Raw genomic sequence first — 25,074 nt, 5'->3', positions numbered from 1 at the left:
GTTAACTACTACAGACTAAGTATTAACTTGGTAATCAATACCTGTCTCGTCTGGAGTGCGCACATAGTATAGTGATGGTTTTTATCGTGCAAGTGGTTTTTCAAATGTTTTCACTCGTTCGGCTAGTTAATGTGCAAACGGGTGGTTTTTTATAAGTAATTGATGATTTTTAACGCGAAGGGGGGAATTAATATACTAAGGCCTGTTGATCTTTCAATGTTGTTTTTGCAGCGAATTGTAGCTCATTACTTAACATGAGCTACAAGGCAGGGGCTTTGTGGTGTAGTTATGCTACATAAAAAGCCGATAACGCAGTAGAAATGACCAACAAACGCTGCCCGAAGGGGTCGGCTAAAAACGTTTTACCCTTTGTTGAGTGAGTCTTTGATAAGCGAGTGTTGCTTAGATTGCTAGGCAGCAATCCACTCGCCTCGATTAAAACGTTTTTATCTCGAACAAAATTATCTCGAACAAAATTTAACCAGCGAAGATCAACTGGCCCTAGTCATGCAGTATATCGGTGAGCGTAACTGTGTCAGTTTCCTATAAAGAAAGGCAAAACCCAGCTAATAGCAGGCATAATCCATTTACTGATTTTCTTTAAGCCATTTTGAGGTTAACCATAGTCGTTAATAGCATTAAGAGGGGGGAGCGGTATAAGACATCCTAAGTAAGATGCGTTTAAGCGCTGACTTTGCTTGGCTCAATAAGCTAAAAAGACAATTATTATTACCTCATACTTAACGTTGAGTACTCGCTATTAACCTTGTATACCCCATATATAGAGTGTTTAATTCCCGTAGTGGGTTCGTTTTCTATCCTAGTTAACCGTACTCGAGCTGTTAACGGACAAGTGGATACGTTTTTTCTTACTATAATGGGTATTTACCGCTCTTGTAACGACTAAAACGGTTCATCATCCTCACAGAGAATCTTTATTAACAATTCATTTCTATTTTATCGAATGAATACTCCTATATTTAGCGGTTTTCTTTGCTAAAAATGACGTTAATATGTTGTGAGTTTATTGAGGAAGGTAACATGTTAAAAAACACTTCAGCTGGCTATGGATTAATAACCATTTTGACCCATTGGTTGTCCGCCATCGCAGTTATTAGCCTTTTTAGTGTAGGTTATTGGATGGTTGATCTTACGTACTACAGTAGTTGGTACCAAACTGCGCCACATGTTCATAAAAGTATTGGTCTGCTGTTACTCGGATTAACCTTGTTAAGATTAGTTTGGCGAGCTATGTCACTAACGCCTAGTGCATTACCTAACCATCAGCCATGGGAAAAACGTATGGCAACCTGGGCACATGCTAGTCTTTATACGTTAATGCTGCTGATTATGTTTTCAGGAATTATGATTTCTACAGCAGATGGTAGGGATATTTGGATTTTTGACTGGTTTGCCGTGCCGTTTCCTAATGCTTTTATTGACGAACAAGCTGATATTGCCGGTGTTATACATCAATACCTTGCTTATAGCTTAATTGGCCTAGTTGTGTTGCATAGCGCAGGTGCGATTAAGCATCATATTATAGATAAAGATAATACTCTGAAAAGAATGCTTATTCCCAACCGTGTTCGTTAACAGTTGTATTGGTTAACAATCTAATTAATCGTCGGTTCAGCTAACGGTTATGTTCGATGATGATGACTCTATTTATTAACTCTACCTATTTACCATTAACGCTTAATTTAAAGGAATAAAAATCATGAAAAAACACCTTATTGCAGCCATAATCGGTTCAACGCTTATGTTACCCGTTGCAGCTAATGCGGCCGACTATGTTATCGACACCCAAGGTGCACATGCATCGATTCAATTTAGTGTTAACCATTTAGGTTATAGTTTTGTGGTAGGACGTTTTAATGAGTTTTCAGGTGACTTTAGCTTTGATGCTAACAAATTGGCTGATGCCAAACTGAACGTCAAAATTAACACTAACAGTGTTGATTCAAATCACGCCGAACGTGACAAGCATTTGCGCAGTGAAGACTTTTTAAATACCAGTAAATTCCCTCAAGCCACTTTTACGTCGACATCCATAGTGGATAAAGGTAATAACCAGTTTGTGATTAATGGTGATTTTACCTTAAATGGCGTGACCAAACCCCTAACCATAGATGCCGTTGCCATTGGTGAAGGTAAAGATCCATGGGGAGGTTACCGTGCAGGCTTTAGTGGTACAACGACATTTGCGATGAAAGACTTCGATGTCAAAATGGATTTAGGTCCTGCTTCTGCTAACGTTGAATTAGCATTAGTAGTGGAAGGCATTAAGCAATAATGAACACTATGAGTTCACTAACTGGCATCAGGTAGAGTAATAAATGAGCGCCCACCGACGCCACTTCGTGTCGAACAACGAGGTTTTTCGATGAAGGTGATATAATAAAGCCGCTTAGTAAAGCGGCTTTATTTTTAGGGTAAAAAAATTGATTATATTGACTGGTTACTCGTCTTCAGCTGGCGGAACATAGCCTTCAATTTCAACGTCTTTACCTTCAAATAAAAAATTAGTCATTTGCTCTTCAAGAAATTTACGGTCATCAACATTCATCATATTGAGTTTTTTCTCATTAATGAGCATGGTTTGCTTCTGTTGCCATAAGCCCCAAGCTTCTTTACTGATATTATCAAAAATGCGCTTACCCAATTCGCCAGGGTATAGCTGAAAATCTAAGCCGTCAGCGGATTTGTTTAAATGTTGACAGTGAACGGTGCGAGCCATGATGATCCCTTACTAACTTTAATTACGATAAAAATTAATGTGTCGCGAAAAGTACGGCTAAATTAGCCAAAATACGTTCTGTGGCAGCTGCCAACCCGACTTTCGCAGGTTGTTCTATGTTATACCAGAGTGCCGAGGTTTGTTCCATGATACCGCTAGCGAGATCTGGAGATAGTTCAACTAATACCGGGTGAATATCCAGATGAAAGTGACTGAATGTATGCCTAAATCCTGCAAGCCCTTGCTCTGACTCTGTCAAATGATGCAGGCTTAAATAATCATTTATTTCTGCTTGGTGCTCAAATTGCGGAAAACACCATAATCCCCCCCATATCCCCGCGGGTGGACGTTGAATAAGCTGAACTTTTACTGAATCTTCGCTGCTATCGACTAAAACCAGCATAAAAGCAGATTTTTCTGGAGTGATTTTTTTAGGTTTTTTACCTGGATATTGACTTTGAAGACCGCTTTGTTGAGCCACACAATCAATTGCCACAGGGCAAGCTGCGCAATTGGGTTTACTGCGGGTGCAAACACTTGAACCAATATCCATCATTGCTTGGTTAAATTTTTCAACATCTTTGACTGGCGTTAATGTGTCGGTTAATTGCCATAATTGCTGCTCAACGTTTTTTTGTCCAGGCCAGCCTTCAATAGCACCATGTCTGGCCAATACCCGTTTTACATTACCATCTAAAATAGGGTGGTGTTGTCCGAGCGATAAGGATAAGACTGCGCCAGCAGTCGATTTACCTATTCCAGATAAAGCCACTACATCATCAAACTGAGTAGGGAACTCGCCGTTAAAGGCATCGCGAATATGCTGAGCTGCTTTATGTAAATTACGTGCTCTGGCGTAATAGCCTAAGCCCGTCCACAAATGCAGCACCTCATCTTGATGAGCATTAGCAAGATCTATAACGCTAGGGAAACGCGCTATAAATTTTTGGAAATAGGGAATCACAGTTGCGACTTGAGTTTGCTGGAGCATGATCTCCGACACCCAAACACGGTAAGGCGTTTTATTGATCTGCCAAGGCAGTGATTTACGACCATGTAGGTCATACCAAGCGATGATACGCTCAGAAAATGGAGTCAGATTTTTCATGGGCGCAGTGTAGCCATAGGCATTTTATTACACAAGTAGCCAGGCTATTTTAAATCACTCGTTTACACCAAATTAGCGTAAACATGTGCAATCAGTTTAGGTATAATGGCCCACTGACTTTAAAAATGATCTGTTACAGATAACAATTGCGTAATGTGCAGCTAAAAAGTGGCTACCATGGCATTTAGCCACTAACCCATTTAATCACTCGCTATAACAGCACAAGAAGTACGCAGACAATGAGGCAAAGATGAGCGACGTTACCACAGCTGAATTTAACGAAGACGGTAAATACATTCGTAAAATCAGAAGTTTTGTTTTACGTGAAGGCCGTTTAACCAAAGGCCAATCTCAAGCAATTGAAGCACATTGGCCAGCAATGGGACTTGATTACACTCCACAACCGTTGGATTTAAACCAAGTGTTTGGTCGCGATGCTGATACCGTTCTAGAAATAGGTTTTGGTATGGGTGCATCATTAGTGCAAATGGCAAAAGCAGCCCCAGAACAAAATTTTATTGGCATAGAAGTCCATAAGCCTGGCATTGGTACGTGTCTTTCTGAGGCCGGTGCTGCTGAAGTTACTAACTTACGTGTATATCACCATGATGCAATGGAAGTGCTAGAGCACAGTATTCTTGATGGTTCACTTGCGCGGGTACAATTGTTTTTCCCCGATCCATGGCATAAAAAACGTCATAACAAGCGTCGGATTGTACAAGCTGAGTTTGTACAGCTAGTCCGTCGTAAGCTTAAAATTGGTGGTGTGTTTCACATGGCAACCGATTGGGAAAATTACAGCGAGCATATGTTAGACATAATGAATGCTGCTGAAGGTTATAATAATCAATCAACAACTGGTACAGTTGTCGAACGTCCAGACCACCGTCCGCTTACAAAGTTTGAAGCAAGAGGCCACAGACTTGGTCACGGCGTATGGGATATCATGTTTGAGCGTATCGCTTAATCACTACTACACTTTTTAGCAATCGGAGAATACACCATGGCGCAAAATCGCAGTCGACGTTTACGTAAAAAATTACGAGTTGATGAATTTCAAGAATTAGGTTTCGAAATGAACTGGACATTTAATGAGTCAGTTTCTGAACAAGATATCGATAGTTTGGTTGATCAGTTTATTGCTCAAGTGATTGAACCACGTCAATTAGGTTTCCACGGTGGTGGACACAAGCAATGGGAAGGCATTATGGCTACCCAAACTATCGGTAAATGTACTGATGAAGATATTGCAGCAGTCAATGCATTCTGGAAAGACAAGCCAGTTTCTGACCTTGAAGTCAGTGATTTATATGATATTTGGTGGGGTTAAGCTAAATTTCCAGAGCAATTATTACTTCAAGACGCTGTCGATAAAGTAAGATCGCTATTGGGTAAAGGTAAGGTGGCAGGATATATTCCTGCTCTTGCCTGCGTTGACCCCAACAAAATAGGTATTGCAGTTACCACCATTGACGGTCAAACAATTGGTGCGGGTGATTATCTCGAACCTTTTTCCATTCAAAGTATTTCTAAAGTCTTTAGCCTGACTCAGGCACTTAATTTATATACAGAAGAAGAAATCTGGAGTCGAGTGGGTAAAGAACCTTCTGGGCATTCATTTAACTCGCTTGTACAGGTTGAATTAGAGCGTGGCAAACCACGGAATCCATTTATTAATGCTGGCGCGTTAGTCATTGCGGACTTGTTGCAAGCACGCTTGGGTGCACCTAAACATCATATGCTTGAGGTGGTGCGTCAGTTGAGCCAAAATACCACATTAGCCTTCGACAAAGTGGTAGCAGATTCTGAGTATCAATTTAGTGCACGTAATGCTTCTATTGCCTATTTAATGAAGTCATTTGGTAATTTCAATGGCGACGTGAATACCGTACTTAAAAGCTATTTTCATTATTGTGCGTTAAGGATGAATTGTGCAGATTTGTCCCGGGCGATGTTTTATTTGGCCAATCGTGGTAAGACACTCGATGGCGATAGCTTAGTCTCACCAGTGCAAACTCGGCAGCTTAATGCATTACTCGCAACGTCTGGATTATACGATGGCGCAGGCGAGTTTGCTTACCGAGTGGGTATGCCGGGTAAAAGTGGCGTAGGCGGCGGTATTATTGCGATTATTCCTGGTGACATGTCTATCTGTGTGTGGTCGCCTGAACTCGACAATAATGGCAATTCATTGGCAGGTACAGCCTTACTTGAGCATTTAAGCCAGCAGTTAGGTCGTTCAATTTTTTAATTCCACATCACTTTTTTTAATTTCACATCACTACTCGTAAAATAGACTACTTTTTGGTTTATTTTACGAAGAGGGTGGTGTTTTTTGTTCATTTAGTAGATGTTAAATTTTAAGTTTTATAAAAATCACATATAAATCAAGCAACTATACTTGTTGGCATGACTAGTGCTTTATTGTGCTATAACTAATTATATTGAATAGATTTTATCGATATTCGTTTAACAAAAGGATTTTTATCATGACCAAACAGAAGTTAATTTGTGGTTTAGCGTTAACCAGCATGTTATTCACTGCAGGGGCATTGACTCCAGCCATGGCAAAAATGTCAATTAATGATGAAAAGTGTAACGTGACATTAAACTATGACGTGACCGTTGAACCGAAAAGTTTACAGGTCAGTGATAATGGCAGCGAGAAATATCGCGTTCAACTGGGTCAATTGTATGTCGACGGTAAAGAAGTCGCATTAAATGACAAGCAACGGCTGTTATTAACTCAATATTCTGATGAGCTATCTCGCCAAGTTCCTGAAGTGATTGATTTAGTCACCGACGTTGTGTCGATGGCATCTCAGGCTGTCAATATGGCGCTAACACCAATATTTGGCGATGCCACAGGCGTTCAGATTGATAAGATGATGACAGGTATTCAACAACGCATTGATACTATGGCTTATCAACAAGGTGATAAATTTTATTTAGGCTCAACTGAATCTTCAATGGAACATGCCTTTAATGAAGAGTTTGAGCAAGAAATAGAGCAAATGGTAACGAACTCAATGGGCTCATTAATGATGACATTAGGTAGCCAGATCATGTCTTCTGAAGGTGGTTCGTTTGAAGAGAAAATGAATACTTTTTCACAAAAAATGGACAACGTCGGTAAAGACATCGAGCAACAACTTGAGTCGCAATCTCAAGGTCTGGAGCAACGCGCGACTGAGGTTTGTGATAATTTTGAAGGATTATTAGTGTTAGAAAGTCGAGTGCGTAAAGCCATCCCAGAACTTGCACCTTACACCTTAGCTACGCTAGGCGATATAAAAGAGTAACCTTGTTCAAGCTGTCTTCCCGGACACCTGACCTTCCCCTGTGCTTTTTTAAAGACACAGGGGCTTTTTTTTCCGCCTATTTTAGCTATTTTGCCGCTATAGCTAGTGTTGCTTTGTTCTGATAAAAAAATTGTCAATTATAAATATACAGCCCGACAGGCTTTTTTTGTTATACTAATAAAAACTATAACAAAATTGCACTCTATTTTTGGATGTGGTTATATTTCGGAGTAGTCATTTGTTTGTGTTGATTTACAGTATTGGTTTGTTTCGGTGCTCATTGAGCATCAACACTATTAATAACTGAATGTTGATATTGTGCTTAGCAAGGTTTAGTTACCAGCAATGGCAAACAGACATCTGAAATTTTTATTAATGTCGTAACCAGCTTAAGGCGACTTTCATGTTAGAACTGTTAGAACCTATCGCAATTTTTACTCATGTTGCACGTGCAGGAAGTTTTAGTGCTGCAGCCAGACGTCTTGGCATTTCTAAATCTAAAGTGAGCACTCAAGTTGCAGATCTTGAACATAAACTTGGCGTTCAACTTATTCAGCGTACAACACGCAGTTTAAGTCTTACCGAAGCCGGCAATCTATTGTATCTTCAAGGCGAAGAACTACTTCGAGATGCAGAACAGGCAGTATCAAGTGTTCACAACTTAAATGATGCCACTCGTGGTGTATTGAAAGTCGGGATTTCGCAATCATTTGGTACTATGCATATTATTCCTGCTTTACCAGAATTTATGGCGAGACACCCAGATCTTGAACTACAAATCAGCTTGCTTGACCACAAAGTTGACGTTGTCAGCGAAGGTTTAGATCTGTTGTTAACCATGTCTGAGCAATTACCGCTGGGTATGGTGGCAAGGCCGTTAATGAAATGTCAGTTTTTGTTAGTCGCATCACCAGGCTATGTTGCCCAGCACGGAAACATTAGCCGGCCTGAACAATTGGTTGAACACAATTGCTTGGTGTATCAAGGCGAGTGGCATGAGCACAGTATGTGGCAATTTAAAAAGGGCGATGATTATTGCGAAATTGGCGTATCAGGCAATTTCCGTGTTGATAATGCGCCGGCATTAAAATCGGCCGCAGTGAGTGGTTTAGGTATTGTTTACTTAGCCAGTTATTTGCTGGAAGATGAAATTGCTGAAGGAACATTGGTTCCTTTGTTACCTGATTGGCAGTTGACCCATAATCTTCCATTACAAGCGGTGTATCCGCGTCGTAAACACCTGGCTCCAAAGGTGAGTGCGTTTATTGATTTTATTAAAACGCACATTAGTAGCCCACCTTATTGGGACGCTAAGTTTGAAAATTTGTACAAACAGCGTAAATAGCCTCAACTCTGGATAATAAACGGTTATCAAACAGCCCTGTGTTGTGCTAGCTGCATTGTATCGACTTACATAGGCTGGCATGGCACATAGTTATTGAGGCAGCGCTTAACGCGGCTCTTAACATAGCGATTAATACGTCAATCCGCCTTGTTAGCAAAACACATGGCAAGTTTGATACTGCAAACTTAAAATACATCCGTTGTTAACCATATATTCCCACGCCTGTTTAGAGTCGATGCTAGGTAAAAGCGGAAACACTGTTTCCTTTTTAAAACAAAGCCAAAAATTATCTTGCAGTTTAATGTTAAAGTCATATTTATCAGTTTATTAAGCTTTTAATTTATTAGTTATTCATTAGATAGCTAATCAAGGGGGCAGCGAAATACCAGAGTTAAGTTGTTGAAGTCTGTTCTGATATCAATACAATAGTTATTAGTTGATTCGAAATGATTTGAAGCATGCGTTTTCTGAGAAATGACCCCTTTTCAGTTAAGCGTACAAATCGGCAAGGTAGCAAATTTTGAATCAGTACTGGCCGTGGTTTTGAACTAATATAATGCCAGTCTTGAAACCATCATCCTAGTTTATTTGGTTACCCCAGACGTTGAGCTGGGGTTATTTTTTTGTGGCATGATGAAAGTAAAACCATAACCATAACCATAATCCAAGCTTGGCGCTTTACTTTATCCAGTACCAATAACCAACGCTAAATTACTGCGACTGAACCTGTTTAATCCACTTATTTACCTGCTCTGCAAGAATGTCTAATGGCAATGGCCCATTTTTCAAGATTGAGGTGTGAAATTCACGAAGATCAAACTTGGTGCCTAATTCTTTTTTGGCATGTTCACGTAGCTGAAGTATGTTAATCATTCCCACTTTATACGCGGTTGCTTGTGATGGCATAACAATATGGCGCTCGACCATTTTAATGGCATCAGATTGCGCATTTGGTGTGTTATCGACGTAATAGGCAATAGCTTGCTCACGAGTCCACTTTTTAGCGTGTATTCCAGTGTCAACGACTAAACGACATGCGCGCCACAGTTCCATTGATAGACGGCCAAAGTCTGAATAAGGATCTGCATATAAGCCCATTTCTTTAGGAAAATATTCAGAGTAAAGTCCCCAGCCTTCAGTATAAGCAGTGTAACTGCCAAATTTACGGAATTTTGGAATGCCTTGCAGTTCTTGTGCAATAGCAATTTGCATGTGATGACCAGGGATCCCTTCATGGTAGGCCAGAGCCTCCATTTGATATTTTGGCATCGCTTCCATTTTATATAAATTAGCGTAATAGGTGCCTGGACGAGATCCGTCTGGTGCTGGTTGATCGTAAAATGCTTTACCTGCCGACTTCTCTCTAAAAGCCTCCACCTTTCGTACCACTAAAGCGGCTTTAGGCTTAATGGTAAATACTTCATCTAAACGAGACTCCATAGTATCGATCAAAGACTTGGCTTGGGTGAGATATGCTGTTTTACCTTCATTAGTGTCAGGGTAATAAAACTGTTGGTCATCGCGCATGAAAACAAAAAACGCTGCTAAGTTGCCGTCAAATTGCACCTTTTTCATAATGAAACGCATTTCATCATGAATACGCTTAACCTCGTTCAAGCCGAGCTCATGTATGGTGTCTGCTGTCATGTCAGTCGTGGTGGTGCGGGCGAGGGCATTATTGTAAAATGCTTCTCCGTTAGGCAGTTTCCAAACACCATCTTGAGTATCAGCAAGCGCTTCAAGTGACTTTGTATAGTTGATTAATTGCTCATAAGCAGGCTTTACCTTAGTAAGCAGAGCCTGTTTTACTTCGGCTAATAAGGCTTGTTTGTTGCCATCGGTTATATCGAGTTTATTTATCTTACGGTTCGCGTCAGCCCATAACGCGCTGTCTTTTCCCGTATTAGCAAATGGGGCACCAGTAATAATATTTTTGCTATCAGAAATCACATATGAAAATACAAATTTCGGCGCGATAATATACTTTTCGGCACGAATTTCTAATGAGGTTTGTAATTGTGATAACAGTGTCGGTATGGCGTTTAAACGACTGATATACGCTTTTGCATCACTTTCATCTGTTATTTGATGTTGATTAATAAGCAACGAGGCCACCATTGAGTGAACACCGTTCATTTGGTTAATCGGATAGGTGTGATAACGCCATTTATCATCGCTAATACTGTGTTCTAAACTGGCTTTTAATAGTTCAAAACTGAGTGAGGCCTGTTCATCGAGCTTAGTCGCATCAAGGCGGGTTAATCTTGCCAGTTGCTGTTTACTGCGGGCTAAATTTGCATCAGCAGCGGCTTCTGATAAGTCATTCCACTTGCCATAATCTTGTTTGATCCCAAGGTAAGTTTGGTTAACTGGACTTGCCATAACATTTTCCATAAAAATGGCTTCAAACAATGCATTGGCTTTTGCTGATTCGGTTTGCTGGTTTGTGGTTACTGTACTTTCTTGTGAGCTTAATTGCGGCATGTTATGCAGCTGTGCAATAGCTGATGTAGCGAATAAACTTGATAACGCAACAGCAATCAGAGTTGTTTTTGTTTTAATAGACATTGATATTATCCCAAAGTTATAAGGGCACATCCTAATCAAGCTTTAGCTAAAGATGTAAATATAAATGTTAGAAAATGTGTATGTAAGGCAGAGGTAATGGCGCGGTTATGTCGCTATTTTGGGTTTGCGACTCGCAGCATCTGGGTATAACAGTAAGCTGCGAGCCATATTTTTCTATTAAATCCAGTAATTAAATCTAGTGATTAAATCTAGTGATTAGATAAACTGGGATAGCAAATCATTGACAAACATGTGGCCTTTTTGCGTTAAGTGCCAATGTGTTGTGGTCTCGGTCAATAATCCGCGTTCAATTGATTTTTGCATCCCTTGCTTGACCACATCTGCCGATTGCCCTGTTCGCTGCTCAAATTCAGTTTTAGGGATTGGCGTCATCAATCTAAGACGATTCATTAAATACTCTAATGGGCGATCGTCTTCAATCACCTCTGTAGTTTCAAAGGTATATTTATCTGCTGCGAGGTAGCCTTTGGGGTGCTTTATTTTAACGGTACGGACAATCCGATTTGAGTCGGGCAGGGTGATTTTGCCGTGGGCCCCGCAACCGATGCCAAGGTAATCGCCAAATTGCCAATAGTTAAGATTATGGCGACATTGGAATCCAGGTTTTGCATAGGCTGATATTTCGTATTGCTCATAACCTAATGCCGCTAAGCGTTGCTGACCTTGCTCGTAAATTTGCCACAGGTTCTCATCGTCTGGTAATTGTGGCGGTTTTGAATGAAACAAGGTGTTGGGTTCAATGGTGAGTTGATACCAAGACAGATGCGGTGGGGCTAAGGCTGTTGCCGTGTCGATATCATGCATGGCTTCATCAAAGCTTTGATTCGGTAAACCATGCATTAAATCGAGATTGAAACTTAAATAATCAGCTTGCTTGGCTTTTTCAGCCGCCACTTTCGCTTCATCTTCGTTGTGGATCCGTCCGAGTAAATTAAGTTTTTCTTTTGAGAAACTTTGCACCCCAATCGATAAGCGCGTGACACCCGCAGCACGGTAAGCACTAAAGTCATCGTGCTCTAGTGTACCTGGGTTGGCTTCCATAGTGATTTCAATATTATCTTCAAAAGGGATTAATGCTTGCGCCCCTTCTAGTATGCGTTGAATTTGGCTCGCATCAAATAACGATGGCGTGCCACCGCCGATAAAGATGGTATGCACCTTTCTACCTTGAACATAAGCCAAGTCTTGTTTTAAATCGTCTAATAACGCATCGACATATTGTTGCTGTGGTAACTCACCATTTTGGCCGTGAGAGTTAAAATCGCAATAAGGGCATTTTTGTACACACCATGGGATATGGATATACAAGCTAAGGGGGGGCAATTGCAATGTCATTTATTGATTATCATCCGTAGTATTGTTCGATGAAATGATACCTTGCGCTTTCATTGCACTCACTAAAAGTTCAAGTGCTTTGCCTCGATGACTGTGGGCATTTTTCTGATCACGAGTTAATTCTGCTGCCGAGCAATCAAAACCTTGCGGGATAAATATCGGGTCATAACCATGGCCTTGCTCGCCTTGTGGGGCATGGTTTATGGTCCCTTCCCATGAGGCTTGGCAAATAATGGGCGTCGGATCTTTTGCATGGCGCATATACACCAGCACACATTGAAACCGGGCATTACGAAGCGTTTCACCTTGCAGTGCATCAAGTAATTTAAGGTAATTGCTGGTTTCAGTGGCACCGGGGCCAGAATAGCGCGCTGAATATATGCCTGGTTGGCCTTGTAATGCATCAACTTCAATACCCGAATCATCTGCAATAGCCGCTTTACCGGTAATTTCAGCGGCATGACGAGCTTTTATTATAGCGTTTTCAACAAACGTGGTGCCTGTCTCTGCAACCTCAGTCACGTTAAATTTATTCTGTGGTAATACTTCAATATTAAATGTTGTCAGCATTTGATCAAATTCGGCAAGTTTGCCTTTGTTGCCACTGGCAAGAACAATTTGTTGTTTCACTGGGGTATGCATAAGTTTTTTTGAGATGAGGATAAATTTGCGGTCATTATACGCTAACAAGGTTGCGATGCGCTACGCTGCTAAGATCCTAGGCCGCTACGCGGATAGTGCGCTTCGCTTCTAGGGCGTGACTTCGTCACTGCTAGGGACAGCTTTCGCTGCTAAGATCCTAGGCCGCTACGCGGATAGTGCGCTTCGCTTCTAGGACGTGACTGCGTCACTGCTAAGGACAGCTTCGCTGCTAAGATCCTAGGCCGCTAAGTGGATAGTGCGCTCCGCTTCTAGGACGTGACTGCGTCACTGCTAAGGACAGCTTCGCTGCTAAGATTCTAGGCCGCTAGGCGGATAGTGCGCTTCTAGGACGGACTGCGTGACTGCTAAGGACAGCTTCGCTGCTAAGATTGAGTCGCTGGGCGACTAGGCTGTTGATTTTATAGCCTCTAGCCGCGTAGCGTCCTAGCAGCGCAGCGCTCTAGGCTCTTTCGCTCGATATCGCTCGTTATCGAGATTTTAGGCCTTAATCTACATAGAACTTCTGTTTGAATTTCACCGAGGTATTTAATTGATTTTTGTACTTAATGGCAATGGTGAAATTGACATCTTGATCGTCGCGGTAAGGCACTTCTGCGATGTAATAGATGGATTCGCCTTCACGGATTTCTTTAAAATCAAGCGTCATGCGTGCATCAATTAAGTTGTTGGCGATGCCTGAAATTTCAACCGAGACCGCGGGATGTCCTTCTTGGCTGGTATTTAGCACGGTAATATTGACTAATCCATTGTAACTGCTGCGTTCTATGCCGTAGGTTTTAGCTATTTCAGGGGTAATAAAGGTGCTACTAAGCGCCATGTAATGAATATCAAAATTACCAACTTGTTGCTTTTGTTCTGCGTGAGCATTGCCAATATTGCTGATTGCGATGAGTGACAACAGCAATATTTGTAACAGTGAGCGAGATAAACGCAATGATTGAAACATAATCTGTCCTTAGTGTGCTTGAGCAATAACGTTATTATAGATGAGTCGGCTATAAAAGCGCGGCTATTTCCGCTGGGATAACTTTGGGTTGGCATATTTTAATTTGCTTATGACGACCTTGTTCACCTTTGAGAATATGTACCTGACTTTTAGGGACTTTACAGGCTTTTGCGAGGTACTTAGATAAATAAGCATTTGCTTTACCGTCAATGGGTGGCGCTGTTATGGCTATTTTTAATTCGTTACCGTGTAAGCCGACAATTTGATCGCGGCTTGCTTTGGGTTGTACATAGACAAAAAGCAGCAAGTCACCTTGCTGCTCATCGTTAATATAGCTTACTGGGTTCATTGTTTAACCTCAGCTCGAGATATTAAATTGTTGAAATGGGCTAATTTTAGTTTATTTACCCCAACTCTTAACCCGAGTTGAGGTTGTTTAATTCGACAACTAAATAATTGACCAAAAAGGAATATATTGTGCACACAGCATGTTAATGAAGTTCATTGCAATAAACACCACCAATACCGATAAATCCAAGCCACCCATTGCAGGTATTATTCTACGCACTGGCGCTAAAACCGGTTCTGTTAATTGCGCAATAACCATAACAATAGGGTTATTGTTTTGATTGAACCAGCTTAATACTGCACGAATAAGTAACATCCAAAAAAACAATACGCCCGCTTGTTTTATCACAGAGATAAATGAGAACAATAACAAGGTAAGAATGTCTACAGCAGCACCTGCAATCAAAGTAAGTACTAACATTTTAACTAACACGACAATCAGTGCCAGTAAGATTGATGAAGTATCGATACGTCCTATCGAAGGTAATAGTCGACGCATTGGTGCGATAATAGGCTGTGTCGCTTTAATCACAAATTGACTAAATGGATTGTAAAAATCCGCTCTTGCAAGCTGCAGCATAAAACGAAGAATGACGATCATTAGGTATAAGTCAAACACGGTGTTGACTAAAAAACTCATTGCATTCATGGATATTGCCTTACGTTTATGTAAATTAGTGCCTAAGTTAGTACCTAAATTAGTGCTTAAATAAATGCTTAAATTAACTGATCGCATATTTAACAGTTCAGTTAACTCAGCTGCAATATACCCGATTTTCACTCAGATTTCGTGCGTTTAAGCTGAGTTTTTACTAAAAACTATTTTAGCACTAAAGAGGTTAACGTTAAGTTAAATAATCATTCATCCCATAGCGTTAAAATGTTTTAGCCATCTCTTGGGCTCTGGCAACGCAGTTTGTCATGGCTTGGTCTACCAATTCAACTAAACCGCCTTGCTGGAGCGTTTCAACCGCTCTGGCTGTGGTGCCACCTTTTGACATAACATTCTGACGTAATTCTGTCACCGATAATTGTTGGTTTTGGATCACCATTTGCGCGGCACCTAAAGCGGCCTGTTCAGCAAGGAGTCTTGCTTTGTCCTCAGCCATGCCCATATTGACGCCAGAAGCGATCATTGACTCGATAAACAAGTAGAAATAAGCAGGAGAACTGCCCGCTAGCGCAATCACTTGATCTAATTCTGCTTCTTTATCAACCCAAACTACTTTGCCACCACTTTGCATTAATGTTTCGCAAATGGCCTTATGTTCGGCAGATATACTGTCATCGGCATAAATACCCGTCATACCATAGCCAATTTGAGTAGGGGTATTAGGCATAGTGCGGATAAGCTTGATAGGTTGTTTAAAATAGACCGGATAACGAGACGCCGGAATACCTGCAGCGATAGTGATGATTAACTTATCCGCTAAATCCAGTGAACTTAAGTCTTCACAAACAGATGCCATTAATTGAGGTTTTACGCTTAACACGATCACCTCTGCTGCTTTGGCTGCTGAGTGGTTATCATGGGAAACCTCAATAGCAAAATCTTGCTGCAACGCATCCAATTTACCTTTGCTTGGATTGGTAGCATGAATAAGATCACTAGGATAGCCATGTGTAACTAAGCCACTGATAATGCTACGAGTCATATTGCCCGCACCGATAAAACATACTTTTGCTTGAGTCATTAAGTCTGTATCCAATAAAAGAGTGAATTTATGTCCAATTGCTGTGTATGTTACCTAATTCAGCTCTAGGACGCTACGCTTCCAGGTTCTAGGGTCGCTACGCTGCTAGGGCGGACTACGTCCTGCTAGGCCGCTGCGCGGATAGAGCGCTTCGCTTCTAGGGACAGCTTCGCTGCTAAGATTGAGTCGCTGCGCGACTAGGCTATTGATTGTATAGAATCTAGCCGCGTAGCGTCCTAGCAGCGCAGCGCTCTAGGCTGTTGCTATAGATTGTATAGAATCTAGCCGCGTAGCGTCCTAGCAGCGCAGCGTTCTAGGCTCTTGCTATAGATTGTATAGAATCTAGCCGCGTAGCGACCTAGCAGCGCAGCGTTCTAGGCTGTTGCTATAGATTGTATAGAATCTAGCCGCGTAGCGTCCTAGCAGCGTAGCGCTCTAGGCTCTTGCTATAGATTTTATAGCCTCTAGCAGCGCAGCGCTCTAGGCTGTTGATTTTATCTTTGACCAAAGATAGCACTGCCGATGCGTACCATGGTTGATCCGTTAGCGATAGCGATATCCATGTCGCCGCTCATGCCCATAGATAGAGTGTCGACGCTAGGATATTGCTGTTTGAGCTGGTCAAAAAGTTGCTTTAATTGGCTAAATTCTTGTTGTTGAAGTTGTACATCATCAGTGGCGGTTGGGATCGCCATTAATCCGCGCAGTTTAAGGTGGGGCAAGGATGCGATAGTAAGTGCTAACGTGGCGACATCTGCGAAATCTGCAGAATTGATACCCGACTTAGACTCTTCCTGGCTAATATTGACTTGAATACACACGTTTAATGGCGACTTGTTACTCGGACGCTGTTCATGCAAACGTTGGGCTATTTTGCCGCGACTTAAGGTGTGCAGCCAGTCGAAGTGTTCGGCGACAATTTTTGTTTTATTCGATTGCAGCGGACCAATAAAATGCCATTCTATATCCGGGTAATCTGCCTGTAAGGCGTTAATCTTAGTTTCGCCTTCTTGGACATAGTTTTCACCAAATAAACGTTGCCCCGCTTGATAAGCTGCAATAATGTCACTTATGGGTTTGGTTTTGCTCACCGCCAGTAGGTTTATCTCATCTGGAGAACGTGAACAATTTTGCGCCGCTTGATTAATTCTGCTCTGGGCGATTGATATTCTGTCTGCTATTGTTGTCATAATGTTGGTTTAATGGATGTCTCTACAATGGAAATCACTGAATTACTGGCCTTTAGTGTCAAACACAAAGCATCAGATCTACATCTTTCAGCAGGCGTATCCCCCATGATCCGTGTTGACGGTGAAGTGAGGAAAATTAATTTACCTGCGTTAGATCATCAAGGCGTTCATAGTCTTGTTTATGACATCATGAATGATAAACAACGTAAAGACTATGAAGAACACTTAGAAATCGATTTTTCATTCGAAGTCCCCAATCTAGCTCGCTTTCGTGTTAACGCATTTAATCAGTCTCGTGGTGCAGGCGCGGTATTTCGTACCATTCCTTCTGAAATTTTATCTCTTGAGCAACTTGGTGCACCAGAAATTTTTAAGAAAATTGCCAGTTACCCACGTGGATTGGTATTAGTGACAGGGCCAACGGGGTCGGGTAAATCGACCACATTGGCAGCGATGGTCGACTACGTTAATGAAAATCGACATGAACATATTTTAACCATTGAAGACCCGATAGAATTTGTCCATCAAAACAAACAATGCTTAATCAATCAGCGCGAAGTTCACAAACATACACATAGCTTTAATGCGGCGCTGAGAAGTGCATTGCGTGAAGACCCTGATGTTATTCTTGTGGGTGAAATGCGCGACCTTGAAACCATTCGTTTAGCCATGACGGCCGCAGAAACGGGTCACTTAGTGTTTGGTACTTTGCATACCACCTCGGCAGCCAAAACCATTGACCGTGTGGTCGATGTATTTCCTGAAGGTGAAAAAAGCATGGTACGCACCATGTTGTCAGAGTCACTTCAAGCCGTTATTTCGCAAACATTGATTAAGAAAATTGGTGGTGGCCGAGTGGCCGCACATGAAATTATGATGGGTACACCCGCGATCCGAAATCTTATTCGTGAAGACAAGGTCGCGCAAATGTATTCAGCCATTCAAACGGGTATGTCTCACGGCATGCAAACCCTTGATCAATGCCTGCAAAATTTGGTCAATCGTGGCTTAATTACCCGCGAAGATGCGATGCAGAAAAGTTCGAATAAACAAGCTAATTTCTAAGGAACTGGATCATGGATGTTCGTCCGTTTTTAAATATGATGGTTGAGAAAAAGGCGTCTGACTTATTTATCACCGCCGGTTTTCCACCGAGTGCCAAAATTGACGGTGAGTTACGTCAGCTATCTGAAGACCGATTAACACCAGAGCAATCGCTGATGTTTGTTGAGTCGTTAATGAGTGATATACAAAAGAAAGAGTTTCACGACAGCAGCGAATGCAACTTTGCTTTTGCGGCAAAAGATTTAGGCCGTTTTCGTGTCAGTGCCTTTTGGCAACGAGAATCAGCCGGTTGTGTTATGCGCCGTATCGAAACCCAAATTCCAGAAGTGGATGACTTAAAGCTTCCCGCCATTTTAAAAGATTTGGTCATGAGTAAACGTGGTCTTATCATCATGGTCGGCGGAACAGGTACCGGTAAGTCAACCTCGCTAGCTGCGCTGGTGGGCTACCGAAACGCTCATTCTCGGGGGCATATTCTGACCATTGAAGACCCGGTTGAATTTGTGCATAACCATCGTAAAAGTATTGTTACTCAACGAGAAGTGGGTATTGATACCGACTCATTTGATGCCGCGCTTAAAAGCTCACTGCGCCAAGCGCCAGATGTGATCTTAATTGGTGAAATTCGTACTCAAGAAACCATGGAATTTGCACTGTCGTTTGCCGAAACCGGTCATTTATGTATGGCGACTTTACATGCAAACAACGCCAACCAAGCACTCGATCGTATTATGCATTTGGTGCCAGAAAGTAAGCACAATCAGCTGCTATTTGATTTGTCATTAAATTTACGCGGTATTGTGGCGCAACAGCTTATTCCTAAATCAGATGGAACCGGACGTCGAGCCGCCATTGAGGTGTTAATTAATACCCCACGTGTGGCCAGTTTGATTGCTAAAAACGAGTTGCATTTACTGAAAGAAACCATGGCTAAGTCTCGCGAGCAAGGCATGCAAACTTTCGACCAGGCATTGCTTGATTTATATCTAGAAGGTGAGATCAGTTACGCCGATGCATTACATCATGCCGACTCACCTAATGATTTGCGTTTAATGATTAAATTGCAAAACAACGAAGCGGCTTCATCGGGCGCCATGGAAGGCATTACACTCGATATGGACTAGGCGTGATATGAACAAAATGTTCAGATAGTAAGCCAGTTGGTGGTTTTTTAGAGGTCGAGCGTCACATAATGTGTGTTTTTTTGTTATAATCAACGTTGGATTGTCATTACGGATGCTGTAATGATAAAAGAGGGTTAAATTTTCAGCGATTAATCCACTTCGTGTAATTACATTATACGTTACTAATTTTTATCACGTTTTATAACAATATGTATCAAGGATGTATTATGCAGTTATGGCAAAAAGTCACTGTTTTATCTTCGCTAATCTTGTTTCCATTTTCGGCTTCGGCTGTAAAAGTTACTGATGAAGTCGATATTGGCGGCGCAGTAAGAATCAACTACGGTTGGAAAGATTACGATAATAACTCCAAACTTAAATTTGAACTGTTCCGTGCCGATGTCAACTATAAGAGTAAAGATGGCTTGTTCGCCTCAGCTCAGTACCGTTGGTACGAAAGCATGGATGTAGTGCATCATGCCTACATGGGTTATCAATTTGACGAAGCACAATCAGTACAAGTGGGTGTAACCCAAGTACCATTTGGCTTATTACCTTACGCAGCACATTCATTTTGGTTTGGTGCAACGTATTATCTTGGTTTTGAAGATGATTACGATGCAGGTATCCATTACAAAAATGAAAAAGATGGTTGGCGCTACGACCTAGCTTACTTTAGTAATGATGAATACGGTAATGGTGCGCGTGTCGATCGCTACTCATTTGACGTTGCTACAACGGATCAATCTCCATATGAAGAGTCAGGCCAAATAAACGCCCGAGTTGAGCGTGAATTTACTTCTGGTGACGTCACTCATAAGTTAGGTGGCTCATTACAGTTAAGCCAATTAGATTATATGGCTGATATCTCTAGCGTAGATGGTGAAGATGTCGATAGCCTTGCAGCTGCAGCTCATTGGCAACTTGACTGGAAAAAATGGCAATTACAGTTACAGTATATTCATTACGACTATGACGTAAAAGACAGTGAACGTATTACTCTTAGTGCGTTTCAGTTTCCATTCGAAATTGCTGCTGAAGCAGATGTTGCGACAGTTAACTTAGCTAAATCGTTTGATGTCGACTGGGGTCCAATCACTAATGTAAATTGTTACAACGATTACAGCCAAGTGATGGCATCAGGCGACGGGCTAGATGATTCTGTCCAAAACGTGACGGGTTGTGCCATCACTGCTGGTAAGTTTTATTCTTATGTCGACTGGATTGCCGGTAAAAATATGTGGTTTGTTAAAGGCCCAGGTGTGGGTATCGATAATGGCGACACAGCATGGCATTCTCGTTTGAACATCAATGTTGGTTTCTATTTCTAAACATTTTTGATCTCAATAAAAAAGTATTACGTACAATAGTGTGATATTTCATTAGGCACCGATAAAGTCATTTATCGGTGCCTTTTAACTTTGAGTCAAGGACAAACTAAAAATGATTAAATACCTAACAGCCATTGGCTTATTCACATTAAGTTCTGCTGCTTTTGCCACCAATTGTCCTGACTACCTCAATGTTGAAGCGCGAAAATTACACTCAACAGAAAACGTTAATTTATGTGAACTCACTCAAGGCAAAGCGGTGTTAATTGTTAACACGGCTTCCCATTGTGGCTTTACACCTCAATTTGAAGCACTTGAAACATTACATAAAGAGTATGCTGATAAAGGATTAGTGGTCATTGGCTTTCCTTCAGATGATTTTTTCCAAGAAGAAAAAGATGAAGCCAAAACCGCCGATGTTTGTTTTATTAATTATGGTGTCACCTTCACCATGGTGGCAACATCAGCCGTTAAAGGCAGCAGTGCTAACTCAGTATTTAAATACCTAGGCGACAACAGTGCTGAACCAAAATGGAATTTCTACAAATATGTTATCTCAGGTGATGGTCAAACCGTACAGCAATTTAATTCGCGGGTTAAACCTGATAGCGATGAACTGAAAAAAGCGATTGAATCAGTTTTGTAATCATTAACTCAAGTGAGTTATTTTACCGCATTCTTTAACTGAGCTCTTTCACTGAGCCCTTTCAATCAGCCGTCTAGCTTAAATAAATATTTACAGAGTGCGGGGTATTTTGATATAAAATCGATACCCAGCACTCTTTATGTTTTAAATGAATGCGATACAATTTTAATTTAAGCTCATGAGTTATTCAGCATGAGATATATTTGTCGATCAAAATCAATAACGGAGAAGATACTTTGGCTAGATTTTCAGGGCTAGATAAAGACACCGGCCATAAAGCACGTGGCAAAACTGGCGTATTACTATTAAATCTAGGTACACCAGATGCGCCAACGGCATCTGCTGTTCGCATTTATTTGGCTGAGTTTTTGGCAGACCCTCGAGTGGTGGAAATTCCAAAACTAATATGGATGATTATTCTTCACGGCATTATTTTGCGTATTCGTCCGGCTAAATCAGCAGCGTTATATCAAAAAGTATGGACCGATGCGGGTTCGCCTTTACTCGATATCAGCCAGCGTCAACAAGCAAAACTAGCTAAACAATTACAAGCACAAGGCTACGATGCCAGTGTGCATTTGGCGATGCGTTATGGATCGCCATCAACGTCGAGCACCTTGCAAGCTATGCACAAACAAGGGGTAGACAACTTAGTGGTTTTGCCTTTGTATCCGCAGTATGCAGCGCCAACAACAGGGTCTGCGTTTGATGCTTTGGCTAAAGAACTGATGAAATGGCGTTATATTCCGGCACTGCATTTTATTAATACCTATCATGACAACAGTGATCTTATCGATGCCCTTGCCGCATCCATTCAAAAAGACTTTGATGAACACGGTAAACCACAAAAATTGGTGATGTCATATCATGGTATGCCAGAGCGAAATCTGCATTTAGGCGATCCCTATTATTGCTTCTGTTTGAAAACGACTCGTTTAGTGGTCGAAAAATTAGGCTTAAGTGAAGACGATTACGTCGCAACATTCCAGTCTCGCTTTGGCAAGGCTAAATGGTTACAACCTTATACCGACGCAACAATAGCCAGCCTACCAGCCAAAGGTATCACCGATATCGCCGTTATTTGCCCAGCATTTAGTGCCGATTGCCTAGAAACCTTAGAAGAAATCAAAGGCGAAAATCGTCACGTATTTGAAGATGCCGGCGGCAAAAACTTCAGATACATCGAATGTTTAAATGATAACGATGACCACATCAACATGATGGCCAATCTGGTAAAACCTTTTCTTTAATTATAGGGCGTGACTTCGTCACTGCTAGGGCGCTTCGCTTCTAGGGCGCTTCGCTTCTAGGGCGCTTCGCTTCTAGGGCGGACTGCGTCCTGCTAGAACAGCTTCGCTGCTAAGATTGAGTCGCTGCGCGACTAGGCTGTTGATTTTATAGAATCTAGCCGCGTAGCGTCCTAGCAGCGAAGCGTTCTAGGCATCGAGATCCTAGGCCGCTACGCGGATAGTGCGCTTCGCTTCTAGAGCGGACTGCGTCCTGCTAGAACAGCTTCGCTGCTAAGATTGAGTCGCTGCGCGGCTAGGCTGTTGATTTTATAGAATCTAGCCGCGTAGCGTCCTAGCAGCGCAGCGCTCTAGGCTGTTGCGTACCTAGGCTTTTAGCTTTATATCCTCGCCTCTGCTTTTATGATTTGTTAAACTCAAATAATGTTTCGTCGTTAAAGAAATAATATGAGAATAGATCCCAATATCGCATTAGTTTATAGCACTGATAAAGGTCGTATTGATCAACCTAAACCACAAGCTGAAATTCCAACTGGTGACGGCATAGTGCGGATCCACAAAGATACTAAAGGTCGTAAAGGTAAGGGCGTGAGTGTGATAAAAGGGCTCGCATTAGATGAAAAAACCTTAAAAGATCTTGCGCAAAAACTGAAGAAACAATGTGGCTGCGGTGGTACAGTAAAAGACTTCTGCATTGAAGTACAAACCGACAATCGCGAACAAATAAAATCCATATTAGAAAAGTTGAATTTCACAGTGAAATTAGCGGGTGGATGATACATATCGCTGAGACACGATTTGGGAGAGTATATGGATAGCTTCAAAGACCACTTTTTAATTGCCATGCCATCACTAGATGAGACATTTTTTGAACGTGCGGTGATCTACATTTGTGAGCATGATCAAAAGGGTGCCATGGGAATAATGGTTAACCGACCCATTGGCGTTGAAGTTGAAGATCTGCTTGAACAAATGGAATTATATTTATCGCCAGAGTTTTCATTCTCCTTAGACAATCAAGTACTCATTGGCGGCCCTGTGGCGCCCGAACGTGGTTTTGTGCTGCATACGCCTCAAAAACATTGGATCAATAGCACTGAGATCAGTGAAGAGATAATGTTAACTTCTTCACGGGATATATTAGCCGCGATTGGTTCAGATAAATCTCCCGAGCAATTTATTGTTGCCCTTGGCTACGCTGGCTGGAGTAAAGATCAGCTTGAACAAGAAATTGTAGACAATACTTGGTTAACGATTAAAGCCACGCCAGAGTTACTTTTCAACATTGATCATGAACACCTGTGGCAAATGGCGACTCAACAACTGGGTTTTGATATTTGGCAAATGTCTAGTCAAATAGGCCATGCTTAAAAATAGCTCGCTACGCTTCTAAGATTTTAGGCTGCTTCGCTACTAGGGCGTGACTTCGTCACTGCTAGTGTCGCTGCGCTGCTAGAACGGACTACGTCCTGCTAGGATCGCTTCGCTTCTAGGGACAGCTTCGCTGCTAAGATTGAGTCGCTGCGCGACTCGGCTGTTGATTTTATAGCCTCTAGCCGCGTAGCGTCCTAGCAGCGCAGCGCTCTAGGCTGTTGCTCAGATTTTATAGAATCTAGCCGCGTAGCGTCCTAGCAGCGAAGCGTTCTAGGCTGTTGCTCAGATTTTATAGCCTCTAGCCGCGAAGCGTCCTAGCAGCGAAGCGCTCTAGGCTGTTGCTTTTAAAGCGATTAAACAAAGAGATAAACATGCAACCACAAACCGTTTTAGGGTTCGACTACGGCACCAAAAGTATTGGTGTCGCGATAGGTCAAGCCATTACTGCTAGTGCCACGCCTTTACTATCAATTAAAGCGGTTGATGGGATCCCTAATTGGGATGATATCGATAAATTATTAAAAGAATGGCAACCAGACCTTGTCGTCGTCGGCCTACCGTTAAATATGGATGGCACCGAACAAGAGATGACGCAACGAGCGCGAAAATTTGCTAACCGAATTAACGGTCGTTTTGGGGTTAAAATTGCCACCCAAGATGAGCGCTTAACCACTGCCGATGCTAAAGCTCGCTTATTCGAACTCGGTGGCTTTAAAGCGTTAACCAAAGGTCAAATTGATGCGGTTTCAGCGGTATTAATTATCGAAAGTTATTTTGAAAATCAATTTTAATCTAGATCCTAGGCCGCTACGCGGATAGTGCGCTGCGCTTATAGAGCGGACTTCGTCCTGCTAGGGACAGCTTCGCTGCTAAGATCCTAGGCCGCTACGCGGATAGTGCGCTGCGCTTCTAGGACGGACTTCGTCCTGCTAGGGACAGCTTCGCTGCTAAGATCCTAGGCCGCTACGCGGATAGTGCGCTGCGCTTATAGAGCGGACTTCGTCCTGCTAGGGACAGCTTCGCTGCT

General features: G+C 42.0%; 24 protein-coding genes and 1 pseudogene. 15 read left to right on the top strand and 10 right to left on the bottom strand.

Annotation, left to right across the window (positions count from 1 at the left end; translation table 11 throughout):
- The first annotated feature begins 1,041 nt into the window (after window positions 1–1,041).
- Together AAEY93_RS07605 and AAEY93_RS07600 are read left to right on the top strand one after the other, a co-directional pair.
- Window positions 1,042–1,596, top strand: a complete 555-nt coding sequence (locus AAEY93_RS07605) for a cytochrome b (protein WP_351075882.1) — start codon at window positions 1,042–1,044, stop codon at window positions 1,594–1,596.
- A 124-nt stretch (window positions 1,597–1,720) separates the two neighbouring features.
- Complete coding sequence (locus tag AAEY93_RS07600) at window positions 1,721–2,296, top strand: YceI family protein (protein ID WP_351075879.1); 576 nt, start codon at window positions 1,721–1,723, stop codon at window positions 2,294–2,296.
- A 165-nt stretch (window positions 2,297–2,461) separates the two neighbouring features.
- On the opposite strand, the gene AAEY93_RS07595 is transcribed toward AAEY93_RS07600, so the two are convergent.
- Both AAEY93_RS07595 and mutY read right to left on the bottom strand, forming a co-directional pair.
- Complete coding sequence (locus tag AAEY93_RS07595; protein WP_101034585.1) at window positions 2,462–2,740, bottom strand: oxidative damage protection protein; 279 nt, start codon at window positions 2,738–2,740, stop codon at window positions 2,462–2,464.
- 34 nt (window positions 2,741–2,774) lie between these two features.
- Window positions 2,775–3,848, bottom strand: coding sequence for an A/G-specific adenine glycosylase (gene mutY / locus AAEY93_RS07590; RefSeq protein WP_351075876.1), 1,074 nt, complete (start codon window positions 3,846–3,848; stop codon window positions 2,775–2,777).
- 250 nt (window positions 3,849–4,098) lie between these two features.
- Between mutY and trmB the strand changes: the two genes are divergently transcribed.
- From trmB to AAEY93_RS07565, 5 genes and pseudogenes are all read left to right on the top strand, one after another.
- Window positions 4,099–4,815 carry a tRNA (guanosine(46)-N7)-methyltransferase TrmB gene (gene trmB, locus AAEY93_RS07585; protein WP_101034587.1) on the top strand — a complete coding sequence of 239 codons (717 nt, stop codon included), beginning with the start codon at window positions 4,099–4,101 and terminating at the stop codon, window positions 4,813–4,815.
- A gap of 36 nt (window positions 4,816–4,851) precedes the next feature.
- Entirely contained in the window at window positions 4,852–5,178 is a 327-nt protein-coding gene (locus tag AAEY93_RS07580) for a YggL family protein (protein WP_124012198.1), read from the top strand.
- Window positions 5,179–5,187: 9 nt separating this feature from the next.
- Window positions 5,188–6,099: pseudogene (gene glsB, locus AAEY93_RS07575) on the top strand (glutaminase B); the annotation flags it as partial.
- 238 nt (window positions 6,100–6,337) lie between these two features.
- Window positions 6,338–7,150, top strand: coding sequence for a YggN family protein (locus AAEY93_RS07570; protein WP_124012197.1), 813 nt, complete (start codon window positions 6,338–6,340; stop codon window positions 7,148–7,150).
- Window positions 7,151–7,553: 403 nt separating this feature from the next.
- Window positions 7,554–8,495, top strand: coding sequence for a LysR family transcriptional regulator (locus AAEY93_RS07565; protein WP_101034591.1), 942 nt, complete (start codon window positions 7,554–7,556; stop codon window positions 8,493–8,495).
- Between the two features lie 711 nt (window positions 8,496–9,206).
- Here the strand turns inward: AAEY93_RS07565 and AAEY93_RS07560 are convergent.
- From AAEY93_RS07560 to AAEY93_RS07525, 8 genes are all read right to left on the bottom strand, one after another.
- Window positions 9,207–11,063 carry a DUF885 domain-containing protein gene (locus AAEY93_RS07560; RefSeq protein ID WP_351075870.1) on the bottom strand — a complete coding sequence of 619 codons (1,857 nt, stop codon included), beginning with the start codon at window positions 11,061–11,063 and terminating at the stop codon, window positions 9,207–9,209.
- A gap of 216 nt (window positions 11,064–11,279) precedes the next feature.
- Window positions 11,280–12,419 (bottom strand): radical SAM family heme chaperone HemW, encoded by a 1,140-nt coding sequence (gene hemW / locus AAEY93_RS07555; RefSeq protein WP_124012195.1) that lies wholly within the window; start codon window positions 12,417–12,419, stop codon window positions 11,280–11,282.
- Complete coding sequence (gene rdgB, locus AAEY93_RS07550) at window positions 12,420–12,989, bottom strand: RdgB/HAM1 family non-canonical purine NTP pyrophosphatase (protein ID WP_351075986.1); 570 nt, start codon at window positions 12,987–12,989, stop codon at window positions 12,420–12,422. It abuts the gene before it with no gap.
- Window positions 12,990–13,566: 577 nt separating this feature from the next.
- Window positions 13,567–14,028, bottom strand: coding sequence for a DUF4426 domain-containing protein (locus tag AAEY93_RS07545; RefSeq protein WP_101034594.1), 462 nt, complete (start codon window positions 14,026–14,028; stop codon window positions 13,567–13,569).
- A 49-nt stretch (window positions 14,029–14,077) separates the two neighbouring features.
- Window positions 14,078–14,377: a DUF167 family protein YggU gene (gene yggU / locus AAEY93_RS07540; protein ID WP_124012192.1), complete on the bottom strand. Its 300-nt coding sequence runs from the start codon at window positions 14,375–14,377 to the stop codon at window positions 14,078–14,080.
- A gap of 99 nt (window positions 14,378–14,476) precedes the next feature.
- On the bottom strand, window positions 14,477–15,025 hold the full coding sequence (locus AAEY93_RS07535; protein WP_101034842.1) for a YggT family protein: 549 nt from the start codon (window positions 15,023–15,025) through the stop codon (window positions 14,477–14,479).
- Window positions 15,026–15,251: 226 nt separating this feature from the next.
- Window positions 15,252–16,070 carry a pyrroline-5-carboxylate reductase gene (proC, locus tag AAEY93_RS07530; protein ID WP_351075865.1) on the bottom strand — a complete coding sequence of 273 codons (819 nt, stop codon included), beginning with the start codon at window positions 16,068–16,070 and terminating at the stop codon, window positions 15,252–15,254.
- Window positions 16,071–16,564: 494 nt separating this feature from the next.
- Window positions 16,565–17,260, bottom strand: coding sequence for a YggS family pyridoxal phosphate-dependent enzyme (locus AAEY93_RS07525; protein WP_351075862.1), 696 nt, complete (start codon window positions 17,258–17,260; stop codon window positions 16,565–16,567).
- A gap of 27 nt (window positions 17,261–17,287) precedes the next feature.
- Here AAEY93_RS07525 and AAEY93_RS07520 point away from each other — a divergent pair, with 27 nt between their 5' ends.
- The 8 genes from AAEY93_RS07520 (at window position 17,288) to ruvX (ending at window position 24,838) form a co-directional block, all read left to right on the top strand.
- Complete coding sequence (locus AAEY93_RS07520; RefSeq protein WP_101034598.1) at window positions 17,288–18,325, top strand: type IV pilus twitching motility protein PilT; 1,038 nt, start codon at window positions 17,288–17,290, stop codon at window positions 18,323–18,325.
- 11 nt (window positions 18,326–18,336) lie between these two features.
- Window positions 18,337–19,449 carry a PilT/PilU family type 4a pilus ATPase gene (locus AAEY93_RS07515; RefSeq protein WP_101034599.1) on the top strand — a complete coding sequence of 371 codons (1,113 nt, stop codon included), beginning with the start codon at window positions 18,337–18,339 and terminating at the stop codon, window positions 19,447–19,449.
- A 227-nt stretch (window positions 19,450–19,676) separates the two neighbouring features.
- On the top strand, window positions 19,677–20,780 hold the full coding sequence (locus AAEY93_RS07510; RefSeq protein WP_101034600.1) for a hypothetical protein: 1,104 nt from the start codon (window positions 19,677–19,679) through the stop codon (window positions 20,778–20,780).
- 112 nt (window positions 20,781–20,892) lie between these two features.
- Window positions 20,893–21,426 (top strand): glutathione peroxidase, encoded by a 534-nt coding sequence (locus AAEY93_RS07505; RefSeq protein ID WP_124012189.1) that lies wholly within the window; start codon window positions 20,893–20,895, stop codon window positions 21,424–21,426.
- 236 nt (window positions 21,427–21,662) lie between these two features.
- Window positions 21,663–22,676, top strand: a complete 1,014-nt coding sequence (hemH, locus tag AAEY93_RS07500) for a ferrochelatase (RefSeq protein WP_101034602.1) — start codon at window positions 21,663–21,665, stop codon at window positions 22,674–22,676.
- A 444-nt stretch (window positions 22,677–23,120) separates the two neighbouring features.
- Window positions 23,121–23,450, top strand: a complete 330-nt coding sequence (gene yciH, locus AAEY93_RS07495) for a stress response translation initiation inhibitor YciH (RefSeq protein ID WP_351075855.1) — start codon at window positions 23,121–23,123, stop codon at window positions 23,448–23,450.
- A gap of 33 nt (window positions 23,451–23,483) precedes the next feature.
- Window positions 23,484–24,044 carry a YqgE/AlgH family protein gene (locus tag AAEY93_RS07490; RefSeq protein WP_351075852.1) on the top strand — a complete coding sequence of 187 codons (561 nt, stop codon included), beginning with the start codon at window positions 23,484–23,486 and terminating at the stop codon, window positions 24,042–24,044.
- Window positions 24,045–24,418: 374 nt separating this feature from the next.
- Window positions 24,419–24,838 carry a Holliday junction resolvase RuvX gene (ruvX, locus tag AAEY93_RS07485; RefSeq protein ID WP_059744132.1) on the top strand — a complete coding sequence of 140 codons (420 nt, stop codon included), beginning with the start codon at window positions 24,419–24,421 and terminating at the stop codon, window positions 24,836–24,838.
- The last annotated feature ends 236 nt before the right edge of the window (window positions 24,839–25,074 follow it).

Source organism: Shewanella sp. CAL98-MNA-CIBAN-0140 (genome assembly GCF_040309905.1).
Lineage (GTDB): Bacteria > Pseudomonadota > Gammaproteobacteria > Enterobacterales > Shewanellaceae > Shewanella > Shewanella psychromarinicola.
Note: the sequence above shows the minus strand (reverse complement) of the source record. Positions and strands in the feature narration are given on the sequence as shown.